Here is a 14,032-nt window from a genome sequence, read left to right on the forward strand (position 1 = left end):
TCGAAGTGCGTCGTCGGGCTAATGTTTGCGTCTCTTCAGGCATGACTATGTGTCTCAAAATATCTGTTCCCATCGTTGAGTGGGGCGGAGCCGGTGTGAGCCCGATCATCAGTGTCGTTGGGCACGCAGTTGATGACCGGGCATGCAGGCAATGGCGGTGGCAGGAACCTCGGCTTTACAAGTCGCTTCATTCAATTCCCGTGACGCCACCACCGCACCTTCCACTTCGGTAATGCTGTACCAGCCGTCACTGGAGACCCACTGACTCGCGGAGATCGCGGCAACCAGCAAAGACCACCACAGCAGCCGGATCAACAGCTGCCTGTTTGCGTCAAACCAGCCATGGGAGGTTGGCGTTGGACGAGCGTTGTAGATTCGATACATGCTGCCGTGCTCCAGTCAGAGGGTGTGGTGATGGGGAATTGCGCCTTCTACTTGAAGTCCCGTGTGAGATGGAGCCGTCCAAAATTGGCAGCTCACAAAGCATCAGTACTGCGCGGACTTTGCGCAGTTCTTCAGCGTGATCGCTCAGAAACGCACGTAATCGATCCTCGGTATCCAGCAGCTCCAGACACTGGGGATGACGCATCCCGCCCAGCTCAGGGTGATGATGGGAAAGGCGCTGACCGGGTAAGTAACCTGCGGTCACGGTGCGAAGAATCACCTGCTCGATCTTCGCCGCAGTGGCTACTCTCAACAGGTGTTGAGCGAGCGCAGGAGGACTGAGTCGGTGCCAGAACCGGGTCACACGAGCACGGCTCGCACTTGGAAAGTACAGTTGCAACAGGGTCAGGCGATTCGGTTTTGACTCATTCATTTCTGCTTGTCCTCGACGACCGGTTTTGGTGTGCTCGTTGCGTTGCGTTGCGCGTGAAAGGTCTTGATCTCCGAAAGGCGGATATCAGTGGGCAGCACGTGACGATGTTTGCTGTGGCCCACGCGCTGGGCGTGATAGATCCCGGTATGACCGGACACCAGATAGCTGGCGATGCAGGCAATCGCGGCGAGCGGGGCGATCTCGGGGCCGAACAGCTCCATGGCCATGACGATGGTCGCCAGCGGGGTGTTGGCGGCGCCAGCGAAGACCGCGACGAAGCCGATGCCGGCGAGCATCGAGAACGGCAGGTGTAGCAGCGGTGCAAGGGCATTGCCCAGCGTCGCGCCGATGTAGAACAGCGGCGTGACCTCACCACCTTTGAACCCTGTGCCGAGTGAGGCGACCGTAAACGCCAGCTTGCCGAACCAGTCCCAGGGCGCGACCGGCACTGCAAAAGACTGAACGATGCCCGGAATGCCCAAGCCGATGTACTGGTAGGCGTCCAGGGCCCACACCGCTGTTGCCACCACGATCCCGCCGAGCACAGGGCGCAACGGCGAGTAGGGAATCAGCTTTTTTATCCATGCACCAAGGGTGTGGGTGGCGGTGGCGAACAGCAGCCCCGCCAGCCCGAACACGATGCCTGCGCCGACCACGGCTATCACCGTCCAGAACTGCACGGGGGCGATCTCGCCGATGACGTAGTGGGTGTGCACGACGCCCCAGAGCAGCCCGACCTGATCAGCGACGATGGCGGCGACCATGCACGGAAACAGCGCGTCGTAGCGCATGCGGCCGATGGCGAGCACTTCAAGACCGAACAATGCTCCGGCCAAGGGCGTACCAAAGACGGAAGCGAAGCCTGCGCTGATGCCTGCCATGAGCATGATGCGGCGATCTTCACGGCGCAGGCGGAACAGGTGGGTTATCTGATCGGCCAGCGCGCCGCCCATTTGCACGGCAGTGCCTTCACGCCCGACCGACGCGCCAAACAAATGGGAAATCACGGTGCCCGCAAGCACCAGAGGCACCATGCGCAGTGGCACGGTTTTCTTGGGGTCGTGGATTTCGTCGATCAGCAGGTTGTTGCCCGCGTCCACTGGCTTGCCGATCAGGTGGTAAACCAGCCCCACAGCAAAGCCCGCCACGGGCAACAGCCAGATGGCCCAGCGGTGGGTTTCACGCCATTGGGTCGCGTGATCGAGGGAGAACAGAAACAGCGCGGAAGCCGATCCCGCTAGAAGCGCTACGGCACTGGCTAGCACCAGCCATTTGCCGATGTAGGGAAGCAGGTCGAGTTGTTCAGGTTTTCTGAGTTTTGACATGGGGTCAGCCACACAAAGGAACGTGAGCCTGACCAAAAGGGGATTTCGCGCGCGAACGCCTACAGCCCTGTCTTGATCAGGTGTCTGTAGGCATCATCAGCTGCTATGGGCGCAGCGGTTGGTAAGTGGAGGAATGCCATCTCCAGCGCCCGATCATAGAGATTTCGCCCCGAGATGTAAAATTTCGTTACGACGAGGAGTGGTAGCGATCCTAAGATCGTGATGGGCGGCAGAAACGTCGAGTGCACTTCACACATTAATCTGTGTGTCTGCTTATGGCCGATCTCCGCCATTCGCGAAATACCGCTTTGAGTCGCTGTCCGGTGCCGGTTCACTAATCAGGCATCAGCCAAAAAGCGTGAAAGCGATTGCGAAAGTGCATCGAATAGCAACGTCACACGCCGTACTCGCTTGAGGTCGTGATGCATTGCGACCCAGACGTCAACCGGGAAGTCCACCAGCTCGGGCAGGACGCGAACAAGGCCATGACGCTTCGCGAGTTGGCTTGAGCAGACACCGATACCCAGGCCCGCCCGCAGTGAGGCGAACTGAGCCAGATGGTTATCGCTGCGAATGACAGCATTCTCTCCCGTACAGAAAAAGCCCCGTTCCCGGAGGAATGTTTGCTCCGTCAGATTGCGGTCCGGACCGATCACGGGGTATTCGGTCAATTCATCTGCGCAGCGAGGGAGGCCTCGGTGCTCAATCAGTTGCGCCGTGGCATAGAGGCCAACACGCAAGTCGCCCACGTGGCGGGTGACGACCGCCGCTTCGCTCGGGCGACGAATCCGGACGGCCACATCCGCTTCCTGCAATGCAAGATCTTCCAGTCGGTTCGAAACGCTTAACTCAACCGCCAACCGGGGTTGGGCAGCGCGAATCTCGCCCAGCATCGAGGGCAGCACCTCGACACCCAATAGCTGACTGCTTGTCACGCGTACTCTTCCGCCTGGCACGTTGGCCTGTGCAGATGCGGCACGGGCAAACGCTTCGGCCGCCAATGCCATTGATTGCGCATGGTCGACCAATTCCCGAGCAGTGTCCGTGGGCATCAATCCCGCAGGAGAGCGAACGAACAGGCTGGTTCCTACGCTGTGCTCCAGCGAATCGATGCGTCGTCGCGCGGTGGCCTGTGCAATGCCCAGCGCGCGGGCGGCCGCCGACAGGCTGCCTGTTCGCAGAACAGCCAGGAAAACCCGCTGGGTTTCCCACTGAAGTGGCGGGATGTTCATACATTTCCTATGAGCCGGTAGTAAGGTTTGATCAATTTTAATCAGGTTGAATAATGGGCATGCTTGACCCGGTCGATGCCCGGCATCAAGAGTCTATTGTTGAAACAAGAGAATTTGCCCATGAAGCTTGCAGGAGCCTGCCGTTGCGGCGCCGTATCCTATCGCACAAACAGCGACATTCAGGCGGCGGTCTATGCCTGCCATTGCCAGTACTGCCAGACCTGGAGTGGCAGCAGTTTCGCGCTGCATGCTCTGCTGCCCAGTGAGGCTTTTGTCCTGGAAGGGCCGACTCTGGAATACACCTATGAAGACCAGAGCCACATTGCGCATCATTATCTGTGCGCGACTTGCCACACACGGCTCTACAACACCACAACCGCCGCCCCGGGTTTCTGGGTGCTGCGCGCAGGCACGCTCGAAGATCGCTCCTCGTTGAGCCCGATGGCTCATATCTGGGTCAAACACAAGCAACCCTGGCTGACGCTTCCTGCCGACGTCGCCACTTGGCCGGAAAGCCCGACACCCCAGGAATTTGCCGCCGCGTTGAACGCTGGCCGATCAGACTGAACCGAGGTACTCATGAGCAATGACGAATACTGTGTCACTGGCAGTTGTCGCTGTGGCCAGGTGACATTTGAAGTGCGGTCGCAACCGGTGATGACCAGCGCCTGCCACTGCGTCGGCTGTCAGAAAATGTCGTCGAGCGCATTTTCCCTGACCGCACTGTTTCCGGCCGAAGCGTTTTTCATCCACCGAGGCTCGCCGGTGATTGGCGGCATGCATGGCTCAACCCGGCACTATTTTTGTCCTCATTGTTTGTCCTGGTTGTTCACCCGCCCTGGCGAAAGTGACGCATTCATTGGAGTGCGCAGCAGCCTGCTCGACCAGCCCCAACGTTACGCGCCATTCATGGAGACCTGGGTTCGAGAAAAGCTGCCTTGGGCCAACACGGGAGCACGGGTGAGCTACGACGCTTTCCCCAACCCTCAGGATTACCCTGCGCTGATGGTCGAGTTCGCAGAGACTGGCCCGGTTGCCAGGAATTAGCGTCAGGGCTGGCGCTTATCTGTATGCGGTCAGCGGCAGCTTTCGACTGATTCTCTTGAAAAACTCAAGCATCTCTTTGCGTTCCGCCTTGGGCCAAGAAAGGACACAATCAGTGCACGACCATGAAATGTGATTTCGATGACCACGATAATTAAACGACTGACCCCGGATCATGCCTCGTTGTATCGAGCGCTAATGCTTGAGGCTTATCGCCTACATCCTGATGCTTTTACTTCCGATTTCGGCGAGCGCGAAGCCTTACCCATCGACTGGTGGGAGAAAAGGCTTAATAGTGGATCTGATGCTGCCGATGTGGTGTTCGCTGCGTTCGAGGGTGAGGATTTGCTTGGTGTCGCTGGACTTTCTGTTGAAAGAAGAAAAAAAGCCAGCCACAAATCCACGCTCTTCGGAATGTATGTTCCACTCGCTCATCGAGAGAAAGGCATCGGATATAAACTGCTGCGCAGCGTCTTGGCCTATGCGAAATCCCAGTCTCAGCTTTTGCTCGTTCAGCTCACCGTCACCGAGGGCAATCGAGGTGCACAAGGGCTCTATGAGCGAATGGGATTCAAGCCATTTGGAATAGAGCCTTTGGCGGTAGCAGTAGGGCAGCAATTCGTTTCGAAAGTGCACATGTGGCACGATCTACGAAACGATACCTGCGAAAATTAACGCCCATTCGGGTCATTCTTGATTGGCTCGTATCGCTGCTGTCTGGCTTGCGGCGAAATATACCCACCGGCCAGCGGCAGAATACGCAGCATGATGGGACAGTTTTCGAGTGGGCAGAATCGGCCGATAGCCGACATTCGCCAGCCAGCTACTGCAATCCCGCAGCGTCGTACCAGATGACATCAATGTCGTCAGGCAGTGGGGAATATGCTCGCTGGTGAAGTCTGTCCCATACCAAACTGCGTACGAAACCCGCCGCCACCCAGCAGTCCGGGGCATTCAGCGCACGAACGTGCCTGAGAATTCGCATTCGGGCAGGATCCTGAACAAGGTGCTCCCTTATCCACTGTTCTTGCGCCATGAGGGTTTCTGGATTACGCGTCATCTTGAATGGTTTTACCGATGCCATTGCGTTGGTAGCAGGTGAGTGGTTTGAGCAGTGTATGTCGGCTCCACGGACCGCAGTGGACAGGCACTTGCGCGATGGCTACATAGCCCGCCCGTTGATACCACTGGGCGATGTCGACACCCAGGGGCTCGATGATCGCGCCTACGCAACCTCGTTGCGCAACGAGTGGCTCTGTCTTGTGCAATACCTCGGATGCCAGCCCGCAGAGACGCCACTGCGGAGCGATCCATAGAAAGTCGACGAACAGACAATTGAACCCCGTACGGCCTGTGACGCCTCCGAATGCTACGGTCTGTGTCAGTTCGCTTCCTTCACAGCGCTCAGGAAAGCGCAGGTGCGCTCCTCGCGGGGATGTTCAAATATCTGCGCGGGCGTGCCTTGCTCGTGGATCTGGCCCTTGTAGAAGAAACATACCCGGTCAGCGAATTCCCGGGCAAAACCCATCTGGTGGGTAACCATCAGCATTGTCAGACTGTGCTCGGCACCAAGCCTGCGAATGACGTTCAGCACTTCGCCACACAACTCGGGGTCCAGGGCTGAGGTCACCTCGTCGAACAGCATGACCTTGGGCCGCATCGCCAACGCTCGGGCGATGGCCACCCGTTGCTGTTGCCCCCCGGACAACTGCGACGGGTAGTGGTCGAACTTCGATCCCAGCCCTACCAGCTCCAGCAGATCGGCTGCTCGCTCGCGCGCTTCGGCGGTTTTCATGCCCAACACGTGAACGGGCGCTTCGATTACGTTTTGCAGCGCGGTCATGTGCGGAAACAGGTTGAAGCTCTGGAAGACCATGCCGATTTTTCCACGCACGCGCCGAATATGGCGATCATTGGCCGGCACCAGCAAGCCACCGCGGCCGGGCATGTGGGTCAGCGATTCGCCGTCGACTTCGATCAGGCCTTCATCGATGCCTTCCAGGGTCATCAGCACCCGGAGCAAGGTGGATTTTCCCGAGCCACTCGGGCCGATGATCGCGACTTTCTCGCCCGGCGTGATGTTCAAGTCCAGCTTGTCCAGCACGGTGAAGTTGCCGTAGCGCTTGGTCACCTCCTTGAAACTGACCAGCGGCGCAGGTGCGGCGGAAAGGGGCATGGCGTTCGCCTCATGGGGTGCCACCGTCGGCGTGAGGGTGCTGAGTTGCGAAAAGGCAGCCGGTGGGGTTGATGCGGAAGAAGTCATTAGCGTAGCTCCAGGCGCAACTCGAGGCGCCGTACCAGATAGGCCAGAACAATACTCAAAGCCAGAAAGAACAGGCCGACCATGGTGATCGGTTCCAGGTAGCGGAATGTTTCAGAGCCGGTGTTTTTCGCTTGCTGCATGATCTCCACGACGGTGATGGCCGACAGCACGGGGGTGTCCTTGAGCATGGCGATCAGGTAATTGCCCAGCGGAGGCAAGATGGGTCGCAATGCCTGCGGCAGGATGATGTTGCGGTACGCAATGTACGGACCCATGTTCAGGGCGGTCACGGCTTCCCATTGCGCGCGGGGCACGGCATCCAGTCCGCTGCGATAGACCTCGGCAATGTAACAGGCATAGTGCACGCCGATGCCGATGACCCCGACCTGCATGGCGGTCATGCTGACGCCGTAGTTGGGCAGCACGTAGTACAGGAAATACACCTGAATCAGCAGCGGCGTGCTGCGGATGAATTCAATCACCAGCGCGATGGGCCACGACAGCCATACCCGGTTGCTGCGCCGTGCAATCGCGAGGAACAGCCCAAGCACGATAGCGATCACGAAGCCCAGCAAGGTAATGCCGAGGGTATTCAGCGAAGCCCGTAGCAGTTCGGGAAGAATCTGCAGCGCGTAATGCCAGTCGAAAAAGCTCATGAGAGGCCTCCCCGCATGCGTCCACGACTCAAGCGACGCTCGATCCAGCGCATGCCGAAGTTGATCATCTGTGCCATGACGAAATACATGATCAGCGCCAGGGTGAAGATTTGCAGGGTTTCGAAGGTCGCCTGATCCAGCTGCCGGGCGCGGAAGCTCAGGTCCGACAGGGTGATGAGCGATACCAGCGAAGTGTTCTTGAGCAATTCGATCAGCAGGTTTGTGCCAGGGGGAATGGCAGCCAGCAGGGCCTGCGGCAGGATGATTCGGCGAAAGCGGGTTAACGCGCTGAAGTTCAGCGCCACCGAGGCTTCGTACTGGCCCTTGGCGACTGAGCCTATGGCCCCGCGCATGACTTCGGCACCGTATGCTCCGATGTGCAGACCCAGGCCCACGATGGCGACAGCGAAGGGGCTGAGCTCAATGTTGAAAGGCGGCAGCGGCAATACGAAGAACAGCCAGAACAGCTGCACCAGCAATGACGTACCGCGAAACAGCTCGATATAAGCGATGGAAAACCAGCGTAACGGCAGCCAGGGCGACAGGCGTCCCAGCGCCGCAAGGATCGCGGCGACAATGGCCAGCAGCGACCCGTAGAACGTGACCTGGAGTGTCACCCAGGCGCCTTGCAGCATCAGCGGAAGTAGTTCACCCATGGTTCGACCCGAGACTCTGGTTTACGCAGGGAACGGGCGCCGCACCCGTGCAGCGCCCCTCGTGGTTCAGGACCGTTCGATCACGGCTGGCCGCACAACTCGGCCGCCGTCTTGGTGGTGATGTTGTCCTTGTCGAAACCGAACGGCGCCACCGTCTTGAGGTGATCCTCGCTGCCCAGCCATTTCTTCAGCTCGGCATTCACCGCATCGCGCAGGTCCTTGTCCTCAGGGCGGAAAGCCAGCGCGCCGTAGCCGATATGCGATGGATCGTCTTTGAACTCGGTCATGGCTTCGACTTTTTCGCCGCCTTTGCCAGCCAGGCCCTTCATCGTCAATTGTGTGCCCACCGCTGCATCCGCACGCCCGGCGCGTACCGCTTGCAACTGTGCGGTGGTGTCCGGCACCTGGAGAATCTGTGAATCCTTTACGCCGGCATCGCGGGCGTACTGCAGATTCACGGTGCCGGCCATGATCGCCAGTTTCACATCGGGATTCTTGGCGACGTCCTCGTAGCTGTGCAGCTGTTTCGGGTTGCCCTTGGCGACCAGCAGCGCGTCCGGCAACTGGTACTGCGGATCGGTAAAGATCACTTGTTTACAGCGTGCCGGCGTGATGTACATGCCCGCAGCGATCACGTCAAAGCGGCCAGCGCGCAGCCCAGGAATCAGTGAGCCCCACTCGGTCAGTACCCCGTCGACCTTATTGATGCCCATTCTGGCAAAGATGATTTTGGCGATCTCTGGCGATTCGCCGGTGACCTTGCCGTCGGTTTCGGTGTACGCGAATGGCGATTCGTTGGCATAGCCGATCCGGACCGTACTGCTTTGCTTGACCGTTTCGAGCGTGGTCGCGGCGTGCGCGCCGGCGGTCAGCCCGAATACCGCACAAGCCACGAACAGGCGACGCAGGGGAAGGCTGATGCTGTGTGCAAAATTGCTCATCGATAAAATCTCCTGTTTGTTGTGGACCCGTTGCAAACGGCTCTGTGTTAGGAGGCAGTGACGCTAAGAGCAAGCGCACCGGCGACGACTTTTCAGGCCGGTTGGACGGCGGCGCCGTTTCGGTGCAGGTCGGTGGGACTGTTTTTTGTGTGTGATGATGGCAGCTTTACTTCGACCTGGCACCGAGCATACAAAAGGACTGCCGGTCCATGCATTGCACTAGGACAATTGCAGCACGTGTATTCTCGGGCGATGCTGGACGCGCTTGTTCAGGAGGTGCATTCCTGCGCGCAAATGAGCTCAATGAGGGTCTTCAGCAATGATGGAACAGTGGCGAGCAGCGGTCGATCTGGCCCGAGGCGGCGAATCCAAATACAAGATCCTGGTGCAGGCTATCGCCAACGACATTGAAAAGGCCGTTCTGGTGGACGATCAGCGCTTGCCACCGCAACGCCAGGTGGCCGACGCCGTAGGCATCAGTGTGCAAACCGTGACCAATGCCTATAAGGAGCTGGAGCGTCAGGGCCTGGTGCGTTGCGAGGTCGGGCGTGGCAGTTTCGTCTCGCGGCGCATGAGCGACCGCGTCGCCACTTACATCCTCGACAGCCCGGAGCGCGCACTGGTGGACTTCTCCACTGCGCGGATCATGCACACCCGTGAGCATGATCGCTTCTGGCGCGATACCTGCGCAGAACTGAGCCAGGAAGAAGACCAGCCGTGGATTCGCGCTTGCCGGCCCATCGCCGGGTTTGAGTCTCACCGTGAGGCAGCTGCGCACTGGATCACACGCCAGGGGCTCAAGGTCGAGCGCGACAGCGTTCTGATCACCAACGGTGCGGCGCACGGCATCTTTCTGGCGTTGGCCTCGCTGGCAGGTCCCGACGACGTGGTGCTGTGCGAAGGCTTGACCGACCACGGCGTCATCGGCAGTTCCCAGGTGTTGGGTTTTACCCTCAAAGGCCTGGAAATGGACCGCTTCGGTATCGATCCCGAGCATTTCGAAGACATGTGCAGTAACGAGCGCATCACTGCGCTGGTCTGTACGCCAAATCTGAATAACCCCACCACCAGCCTGATGCCCGATGCCAGACGCAGGGAGATTGCCAGCATCGCCCGGCGATTCGGCGTGCACATCATCGAGGACGACGTTTACGGGCCGTTGCTGGACGAGCGCAGGGCGCCGCCTATCAGCCATTATCTGCCGGAATTGTCGTTTTACTGCACAAGCATGACCAAGTCGATTTTGACGGGGTTGCGCATCGGCTTTCTCACGGTGCCCAAGCGCCTTGCCTTGCGCACTGAAAGCATCTTGCGGGTGAACAGCTGGATGGCGACGCCGATGATGGCCGAAATCGCCGCCCGCTGGATCCGCGATGGCCGTGCTGACACCTTGTTACGGCTGCAACGCAAACTGCTCAACGGACGCCAGGCCATGGTCAGCGAACATCTGGGCGAGCACATTCTGGGGCAACACCCGAACGCATTGAGCGTCTGGCTGGGCGTGCCGCCCCACTGGGAAGTCGACAGCCTGGTGCGCACGCTGCGTCAGCGTCATATTGCCGTGGCGTCGCCCGACCCCTTCACAGTGCGCGGCGTGGCACGTGCCCGCGGCGTCAGGTTATGCGTGGGCGCGGAGTGCAGCGATGAAGAGATGCGCGAGGCACTGACAAACATGCACGAAATCTTTGGGCAATATCCGAGCATTCACGAGTTCTAGCCGGGGCATGAGGCTCATCCGTCGCAGGGCTCACTTGCTTGCGAAAAAGATTTACGCAAATTGACCTAGTACATTCATCAGCACAATTTTGCGCTTTTAGACTGCGACCAACACTCAGGTCGGGACGCGGTCATGTCAGGGTTGCAGCTCAACGATGTTTATCTGGCTCGTCAGCGCATTGCGTCTCTGGTCCGGGCAACGCCGATGGAACACTCGCCAAGCCTCAGCAGGCATATGGGCGTGCCGGTTTACCTCAAGCTGGAGTCGCAGCAGATCACGGGCTCCTTCAAGTTGCGCGGAGCCAGCAATGCAATCGCCCAACTGGATGCCACCGCCAGACAAAAAGGTGTTGTCGCCGCGTCCACGGGCAATCACGGCCGAGCCCTGGCCCATGCCGCCGCGCAATCAGGCGTCAAAGCCACGGTGTGTCTTTCCGCGCTGGTACCACAAAACAAGGTGCAAGCGATCCGCGATCTGGGAGCCGAGGTGTGCATCGTCGGCCTCTCCCAGGATGACGCGCAACGCGAAGCTGAACGCATCAGCGCGGAGCAGGGCGCAACCTTGCTGCCACCCTTTGATCATCCCGCGATCATTGCCGGTCAGGCGACCTTGGGGCTGGAGATCGTCGAGCAAATCCCGGATGTCGCCCAGGTGCTGGTACCGCTGTCCGGTGGCGGACTGTTTTCCGGAGTGGCCTTGTCACTCAAAACCATCAATCCAGATATCTGCCTGCACGGCATCAGCATGCAGCGTGGTGCTGCAATGCATGCAAGTCTCGCCGCCGGGCATCCTGTCGAGGTCGATGAAACGGCCACTCTGGCCGACTCTCTCGGCGGCGGCGTGGGTCTGGACAATCAATACACCTTCGCCATGACCCGCGACCTCTGCGATCACCTGCACCTGCTCGATGAAGCGTCCATCGCCAATGGCATGCGCCACGCCTATCGGGAAGAGCGCCAGGTGGTGGAGGGCGCGGCTGCGGTGGGGATTTCTGCCCTGCTTGACGGACTGATAGAGCGTCGTGGCCCCATCGTGGTGGTGGTCAGCGGGCGCAATGTCGACATCGATCAACACCTGCGCGTGGTGGCAGGGGCCAACCAATGAGCCCACTCGACACTGAAAATGGAGCGTTGTAATGGCTGACGTTTTGCTGCTGAGCGAAGCTGACTTGCGCGCCTGCATCGCGCTGGATTTACCCAGCGTAGAGGCGATCGAGCAGGCGTTTTATCTGCTGGCGACCGCAGCGGTGGCGATGCCGCCCATCCTGCGGCTGGACATCCCCGAGCACCGCGGCGAGGTCGACGTCAAGACGGCGCACCTGCCAGGGCTCGAGCGTTTTGCGATAAAAGTCAGCCCGGGTTTTTTCGACAACCCCAAGCTTGGGCTGCCCAGTCTCAACGGCATGATGATGCTGTTGTCTTCGCGCACCGGCCTGCTCGATGCCTTGCTGCTTGACAACGGTTATCTCACGGCCATCCGCACTGCCGCTGCCGGGGCGGTCGCCGCGCGTTGGCTGTCGCGGGAAAACAGCCATCGCGTCGCCTTGATCGGAGCTGGTGAACAGGCGGCTTTGCAATTGCAGGCACTGCGCCTGGTCCGTCCTGTCGACGAGGTGCGGATCTGGGCTCGCGACATCGGCAAAGCCGAGGCCTTGGCAGCGCAACTGCAATACGCCAGCGAGTTGAATATCCGTGTTTGCGCCAGCGTGGACGAAGCGATGACGGGGGCTGACATTGCCGTCACCTGCACGCCCAGCCGCGACCCCTTGATTGCAGACCATCACCTGAGCCCGGGCCTGCATATCACGGCCATGGGTTCAGACGCGGAACACAAGAACGAGATCGCTGCGTCTGCGCTGGCCAAAGTCGACCGCTACGTGGCTGACCGGCTGAGCCAGACCCGCGTTCTCGGCGAGCTGCATCACGCCCTCACTGCCGGGGTGTTGCGCGACGAATCGGCGCTCACTGAACTGGGGCAGATTGTTGCCGGGCAACGGCCAGGGCGCAGCGACGACCACCAAATCACCTTGTGCGACCTCACCGGCACCGGAGCTCAGGACACCGCCATCGCCAATCTGGCGTTTGCCCGCGCGAGGGCGGCTGGCAGAGGGCTGCACTTCGGCGGCTGAGGGTGGGGTCATGGGTTCAGAACAATTTCACACAGTGCGTCATCTATAGAGGGCATCTGCATGTCTCGAATAGTCGTCAACCTTCCTTTTTCGCGAGAGGAATATGCTCAGCGCCTGGCCAAGGTGCGCCAGTCGATGCAAGCGCAGGGCATTGAGCTGCTGGTGGTCACCGACCCCTCGAACATGGCGTGGCTGACCGGCTACGACGGTTGGTCATTCTACGTGCATCAGTGTGTGCTGCTGGCGCTGGACGGCGAGCCGGTCTGGTTCGGTCGCGGGCAGGACGCCAATGGCGCCAAACGCACGGTGTTCATGCAGCACGACAATATTGTCGGCTACCCGGACATCTACGTGCAGTCCCGCGAGCGTCATCCCATGGACTACCTGTCTCGGGAAGTGATTACGGCGCGCGGCTGGGGCTCCCTGAACATCGGCCTGGAAATGGACAATTACTATTTCAGCGCCGCCGCTTATCTGTCGCTGAAAACACACCTGCCCAACGCCACCCTGGTGGATGCGGCCGGATTGGTGAACTGGCAGCGCGCGGTCAAGTCGCCTCAGGAAATCGAATACATGCGCATCGCGGCGCGGATCGTCGAGAACATGCACACCCGCATCGTCGAACGGATCGAGCCGGGCATGCGCAAGAATGAGCTGGTGGCCGAGATCTACAGCACCGGGATTTTCGGGGTGGATGGGCATGGCGGCGATTACCCAGCCATCGTGCCGCTTCTGCCTACGGGCTCTGACGCCAGCGCCCCACATCTGACATGGGACGACACGCCCTTTGAAAAAGGCGCGGGGACGTTCTTCGAGATCGCCGGCTGCTATAAGCGCTACCACTGCCCGCTGTCGCGGACCGTCTACCTGGGCAAGCCGCCGCAGCATTTTCTCGACGGCGAAAAAGCCGTCGTCGAAGGCATTGCCAAAGGCCTGGAAGCGGCAAAACCGGGTAACACCACCGGCGACATCGCCAGGGCGTTTTTCTCGGTGCTGGAGAAATTCGGCATTCATAAGGACAGCCGCTGCGGCTACCCGATCGGAATCAGTTATCCGCCTGACTGGGGCGAACGCACCATGAGCTTGCGCCCCAGTGACACCAGCGTGTTGCAGCCGGGCATGACGTTCCACTTCATGCCGGGCCTGTGGATGGACGATTGGGGGCTTGAGATCACAGAAAGCATTCTGATTACAGAAACCGGCGTCGAAACGTTTTGCAACGTGCCGCGCCAGCTGTTCGTGAAGGACTGATC

General features: G+C 59.7%; 14 protein-coding genes, 2 pseudogenes and 1 riboswitch. Of the genes and pseudogenes, 7 read left to right on the plus strand and 9 right to left on the minus strand.

All coding sequences use genetic code 11. The features are described from left to right. Positions 1 to 108: 108 nt before the first annotated feature. The 4 genes and pseudogenes from QRN36_RS14735 to QRN36_RS14745 all read right to left on the minus strand — a co-directional run bounded on the left by QRN36_RS14735 (position 109) and on the right by QRN36_RS14745 (position 3,374). The gene (locus QRN36_RS14735) at positions 109 to 384 is read right to left on the minus strand and encodes a hypothetical protein (protein ID WP_285424710.1); all 276 of its coding nucleotides are present in this window, start codon (positions 382 to 384) and stop codon (positions 109 to 111) included. 70 nt (positions 385 to 454) lie between these two features. After that, positions 455 to 817 (minus strand): annotated as a pseudogene (locus QRN36_RS27470) (hypothetical protein); the annotation flags it as partial. Continuing rightward, a complete protein-coding gene (locus tag QRN36_RS14740) occupies positions 814 to 2,142 on the minus strand; it encodes a voltage-gated chloride channel family protein (RefSeq protein ID WP_285424711.1) in 1,329 nt (442 codons plus the stop codon). The pseudogene QRN36_RS27470 and the gene QRN36_RS14740, both read right to left, overlap by 4 nt. Positions 2,143 to 2,222: 80 nt before the next feature. Further along, a riboswitch (Fluoride riboswitch) is annotated at positions 2,223 to 2,295 on the minus strand. Positions 2,296 to 2,480: 185 nt separating this feature from the next. Beyond that, positions 2,481 to 3,374, minus strand: coding sequence for a LysR family transcriptional regulator (locus QRN36_RS14745; RefSeq protein ID WP_285424712.1), 894 nt, complete (start codon positions 3,372 to 3,374; stop codon positions 2,481 to 2,483). A 120-nt stretch (positions 3,375 to 3,494) separates the two neighbouring features. Here QRN36_RS14745 and QRN36_RS14750 point away from each other — a divergent pair, with 120 nt between their 5' ends. From QRN36_RS14750 to QRN36_RS14760, 3 genes are all read left to right on the plus strand, one after another. Then, a complete protein-coding gene (locus tag QRN36_RS14750) occupies positions 3,495 to 3,941 on the plus strand; it encodes a GFA family protein (RefSeq protein WP_285424713.1) in 447 nt (148 codons plus the stop codon). 12 nt (positions 3,942 to 3,953) lie between these two features. Continuing rightward, positions 3,954 to 4,421, plus strand: coding sequence for a GFA family protein (locus tag QRN36_RS14755; protein WP_285424714.1), 468 nt, complete (start codon positions 3,954 to 3,956; stop codon positions 4,419 to 4,421). 138 nt (positions 4,422 to 4,559) lie between these two features. Next, entirely contained in the window at positions 4,560 to 5,093 is a 534-nt protein-coding gene (locus tag QRN36_RS14760; protein WP_285424715.1) for a GNAT family N-acetyltransferase, read from the plus strand. Between the two features lie 166 nt (positions 5,094 to 5,259). On the opposite strand, the pseudogene QRN36_RS14765 reads toward QRN36_RS14760, so the two are convergent. From QRN36_RS14765 to ehuB, 5 genes and pseudogenes are all read right to left on the minus strand, one after another. Next, a pseudogene (locus QRN36_RS14765) lies at positions 5,260 to 5,454 on the minus strand (nucleotidyltransferase family protein); the annotation flags it as partial. A 345-nt stretch (positions 5,455 to 5,799) separates the two neighbouring features. Then, positions 5,800 to 6,594 (minus strand): ectoine/hydroxyectoine ABC transporter ATP-binding protein EhuA, encoded by a 795-nt coding sequence (gene ehuA, locus QRN36_RS14770; protein ID WP_285424716.1) that lies wholly within the window; start codon positions 6,592 to 6,594, stop codon positions 5,800 to 5,802. Positions 6,595 to 6,680: 86 nt separating this feature from the next. Further along, on the minus strand, positions 6,681 to 7,337 hold the full coding sequence (ehuD, locus tag QRN36_RS14775) for an ectoine/hydroxyectoine ABC transporter permease subunit EhuD (protein ID WP_285424717.1): 657 nt from the start codon (positions 7,335 to 7,337) through the stop codon (positions 6,681 to 6,683). After that, entirely contained in the window at positions 7,334 to 7,993 is a 660-nt protein-coding gene (gene ehuC / locus QRN36_RS14780) for an ectoine/hydroxyectoine ABC transporter permease subunit EhuC (protein WP_285424718.1), read from the minus strand. The genes ehuD and ehuC overlap by 4 nt, the downstream gene beginning before the upstream one ends. An 80-nt stretch (positions 7,994 to 8,073) precedes the next feature. After that, entirely contained in the window at positions 8,074 to 8,934 is an 861-nt protein-coding gene (gene ehuB, locus QRN36_RS14785) for an ectoine/hydroxyectoine ABC transporter substrate-binding protein EhuB (protein ID WP_285424719.1), read from the minus strand. A gap of 322 nt (positions 8,935 to 9,256) precedes the next feature. On the opposite strand from ehuB, the gene QRN36_RS14790 reads away from it, so the two are divergent. From QRN36_RS14790 to doeA, 4 genes are all read left to right on the plus strand, one after another. Then, complete coding sequence (locus tag QRN36_RS14790) at positions 9,257 to 10,651, plus strand: PLP-dependent aminotransferase family protein (protein ID WP_285424815.1); 1,395 nt, start codon at positions 9,257 to 9,259, stop codon at positions 10,649 to 10,651. Positions 10,652 to 10,783: 132 nt separating this feature from the next. Next, the gene (gene eutB, locus QRN36_RS14795; protein ID WP_285424720.1) at positions 10,784 to 11,755 is read left to right on the plus strand and encodes a hydroxyectoine utilization dehydratase EutB; all 972 of its coding nucleotides are present in this window, start codon (positions 10,784 to 10,786) and stop codon (positions 11,753 to 11,755) included. A 31-nt stretch (positions 11,756 to 11,786) separates the two neighbouring features. Continuing rightward, positions 11,787 to 12,779 carry a cyclodeaminase gene (locus QRN36_RS14800; protein WP_285424721.1) on the plus strand — a complete coding sequence of 331 codons (993 nt, stop codon included), beginning with the start codon at positions 11,787 to 11,789 and terminating at the stop codon, positions 12,777 to 12,779. 60 nt (positions 12,780 to 12,839) lie between these two features. Then, positions 12,840 to 14,030 carry an ectoine hydrolase DoeA gene (gene doeA, locus QRN36_RS14805; protein ID WP_285424722.1) on the plus strand — a complete coding sequence of 397 codons (1,191 nt, stop codon included), beginning with the start codon at positions 12,840 to 12,842 and terminating at the stop codon, positions 14,028 to 14,030. The last annotated feature ends 2 nt before the right edge of the window (positions 14,031 to 14,032 follow it).

The sequence above is a fragment of the Pseudomonas sp. efr-133-TYG-103a genome, from assembly GCF_030209235.1.
GTDB lineage: Bacteria > Pseudomonadota > Gammaproteobacteria > Pseudomonadales > Pseudomonadaceae > Aquipseudomonas.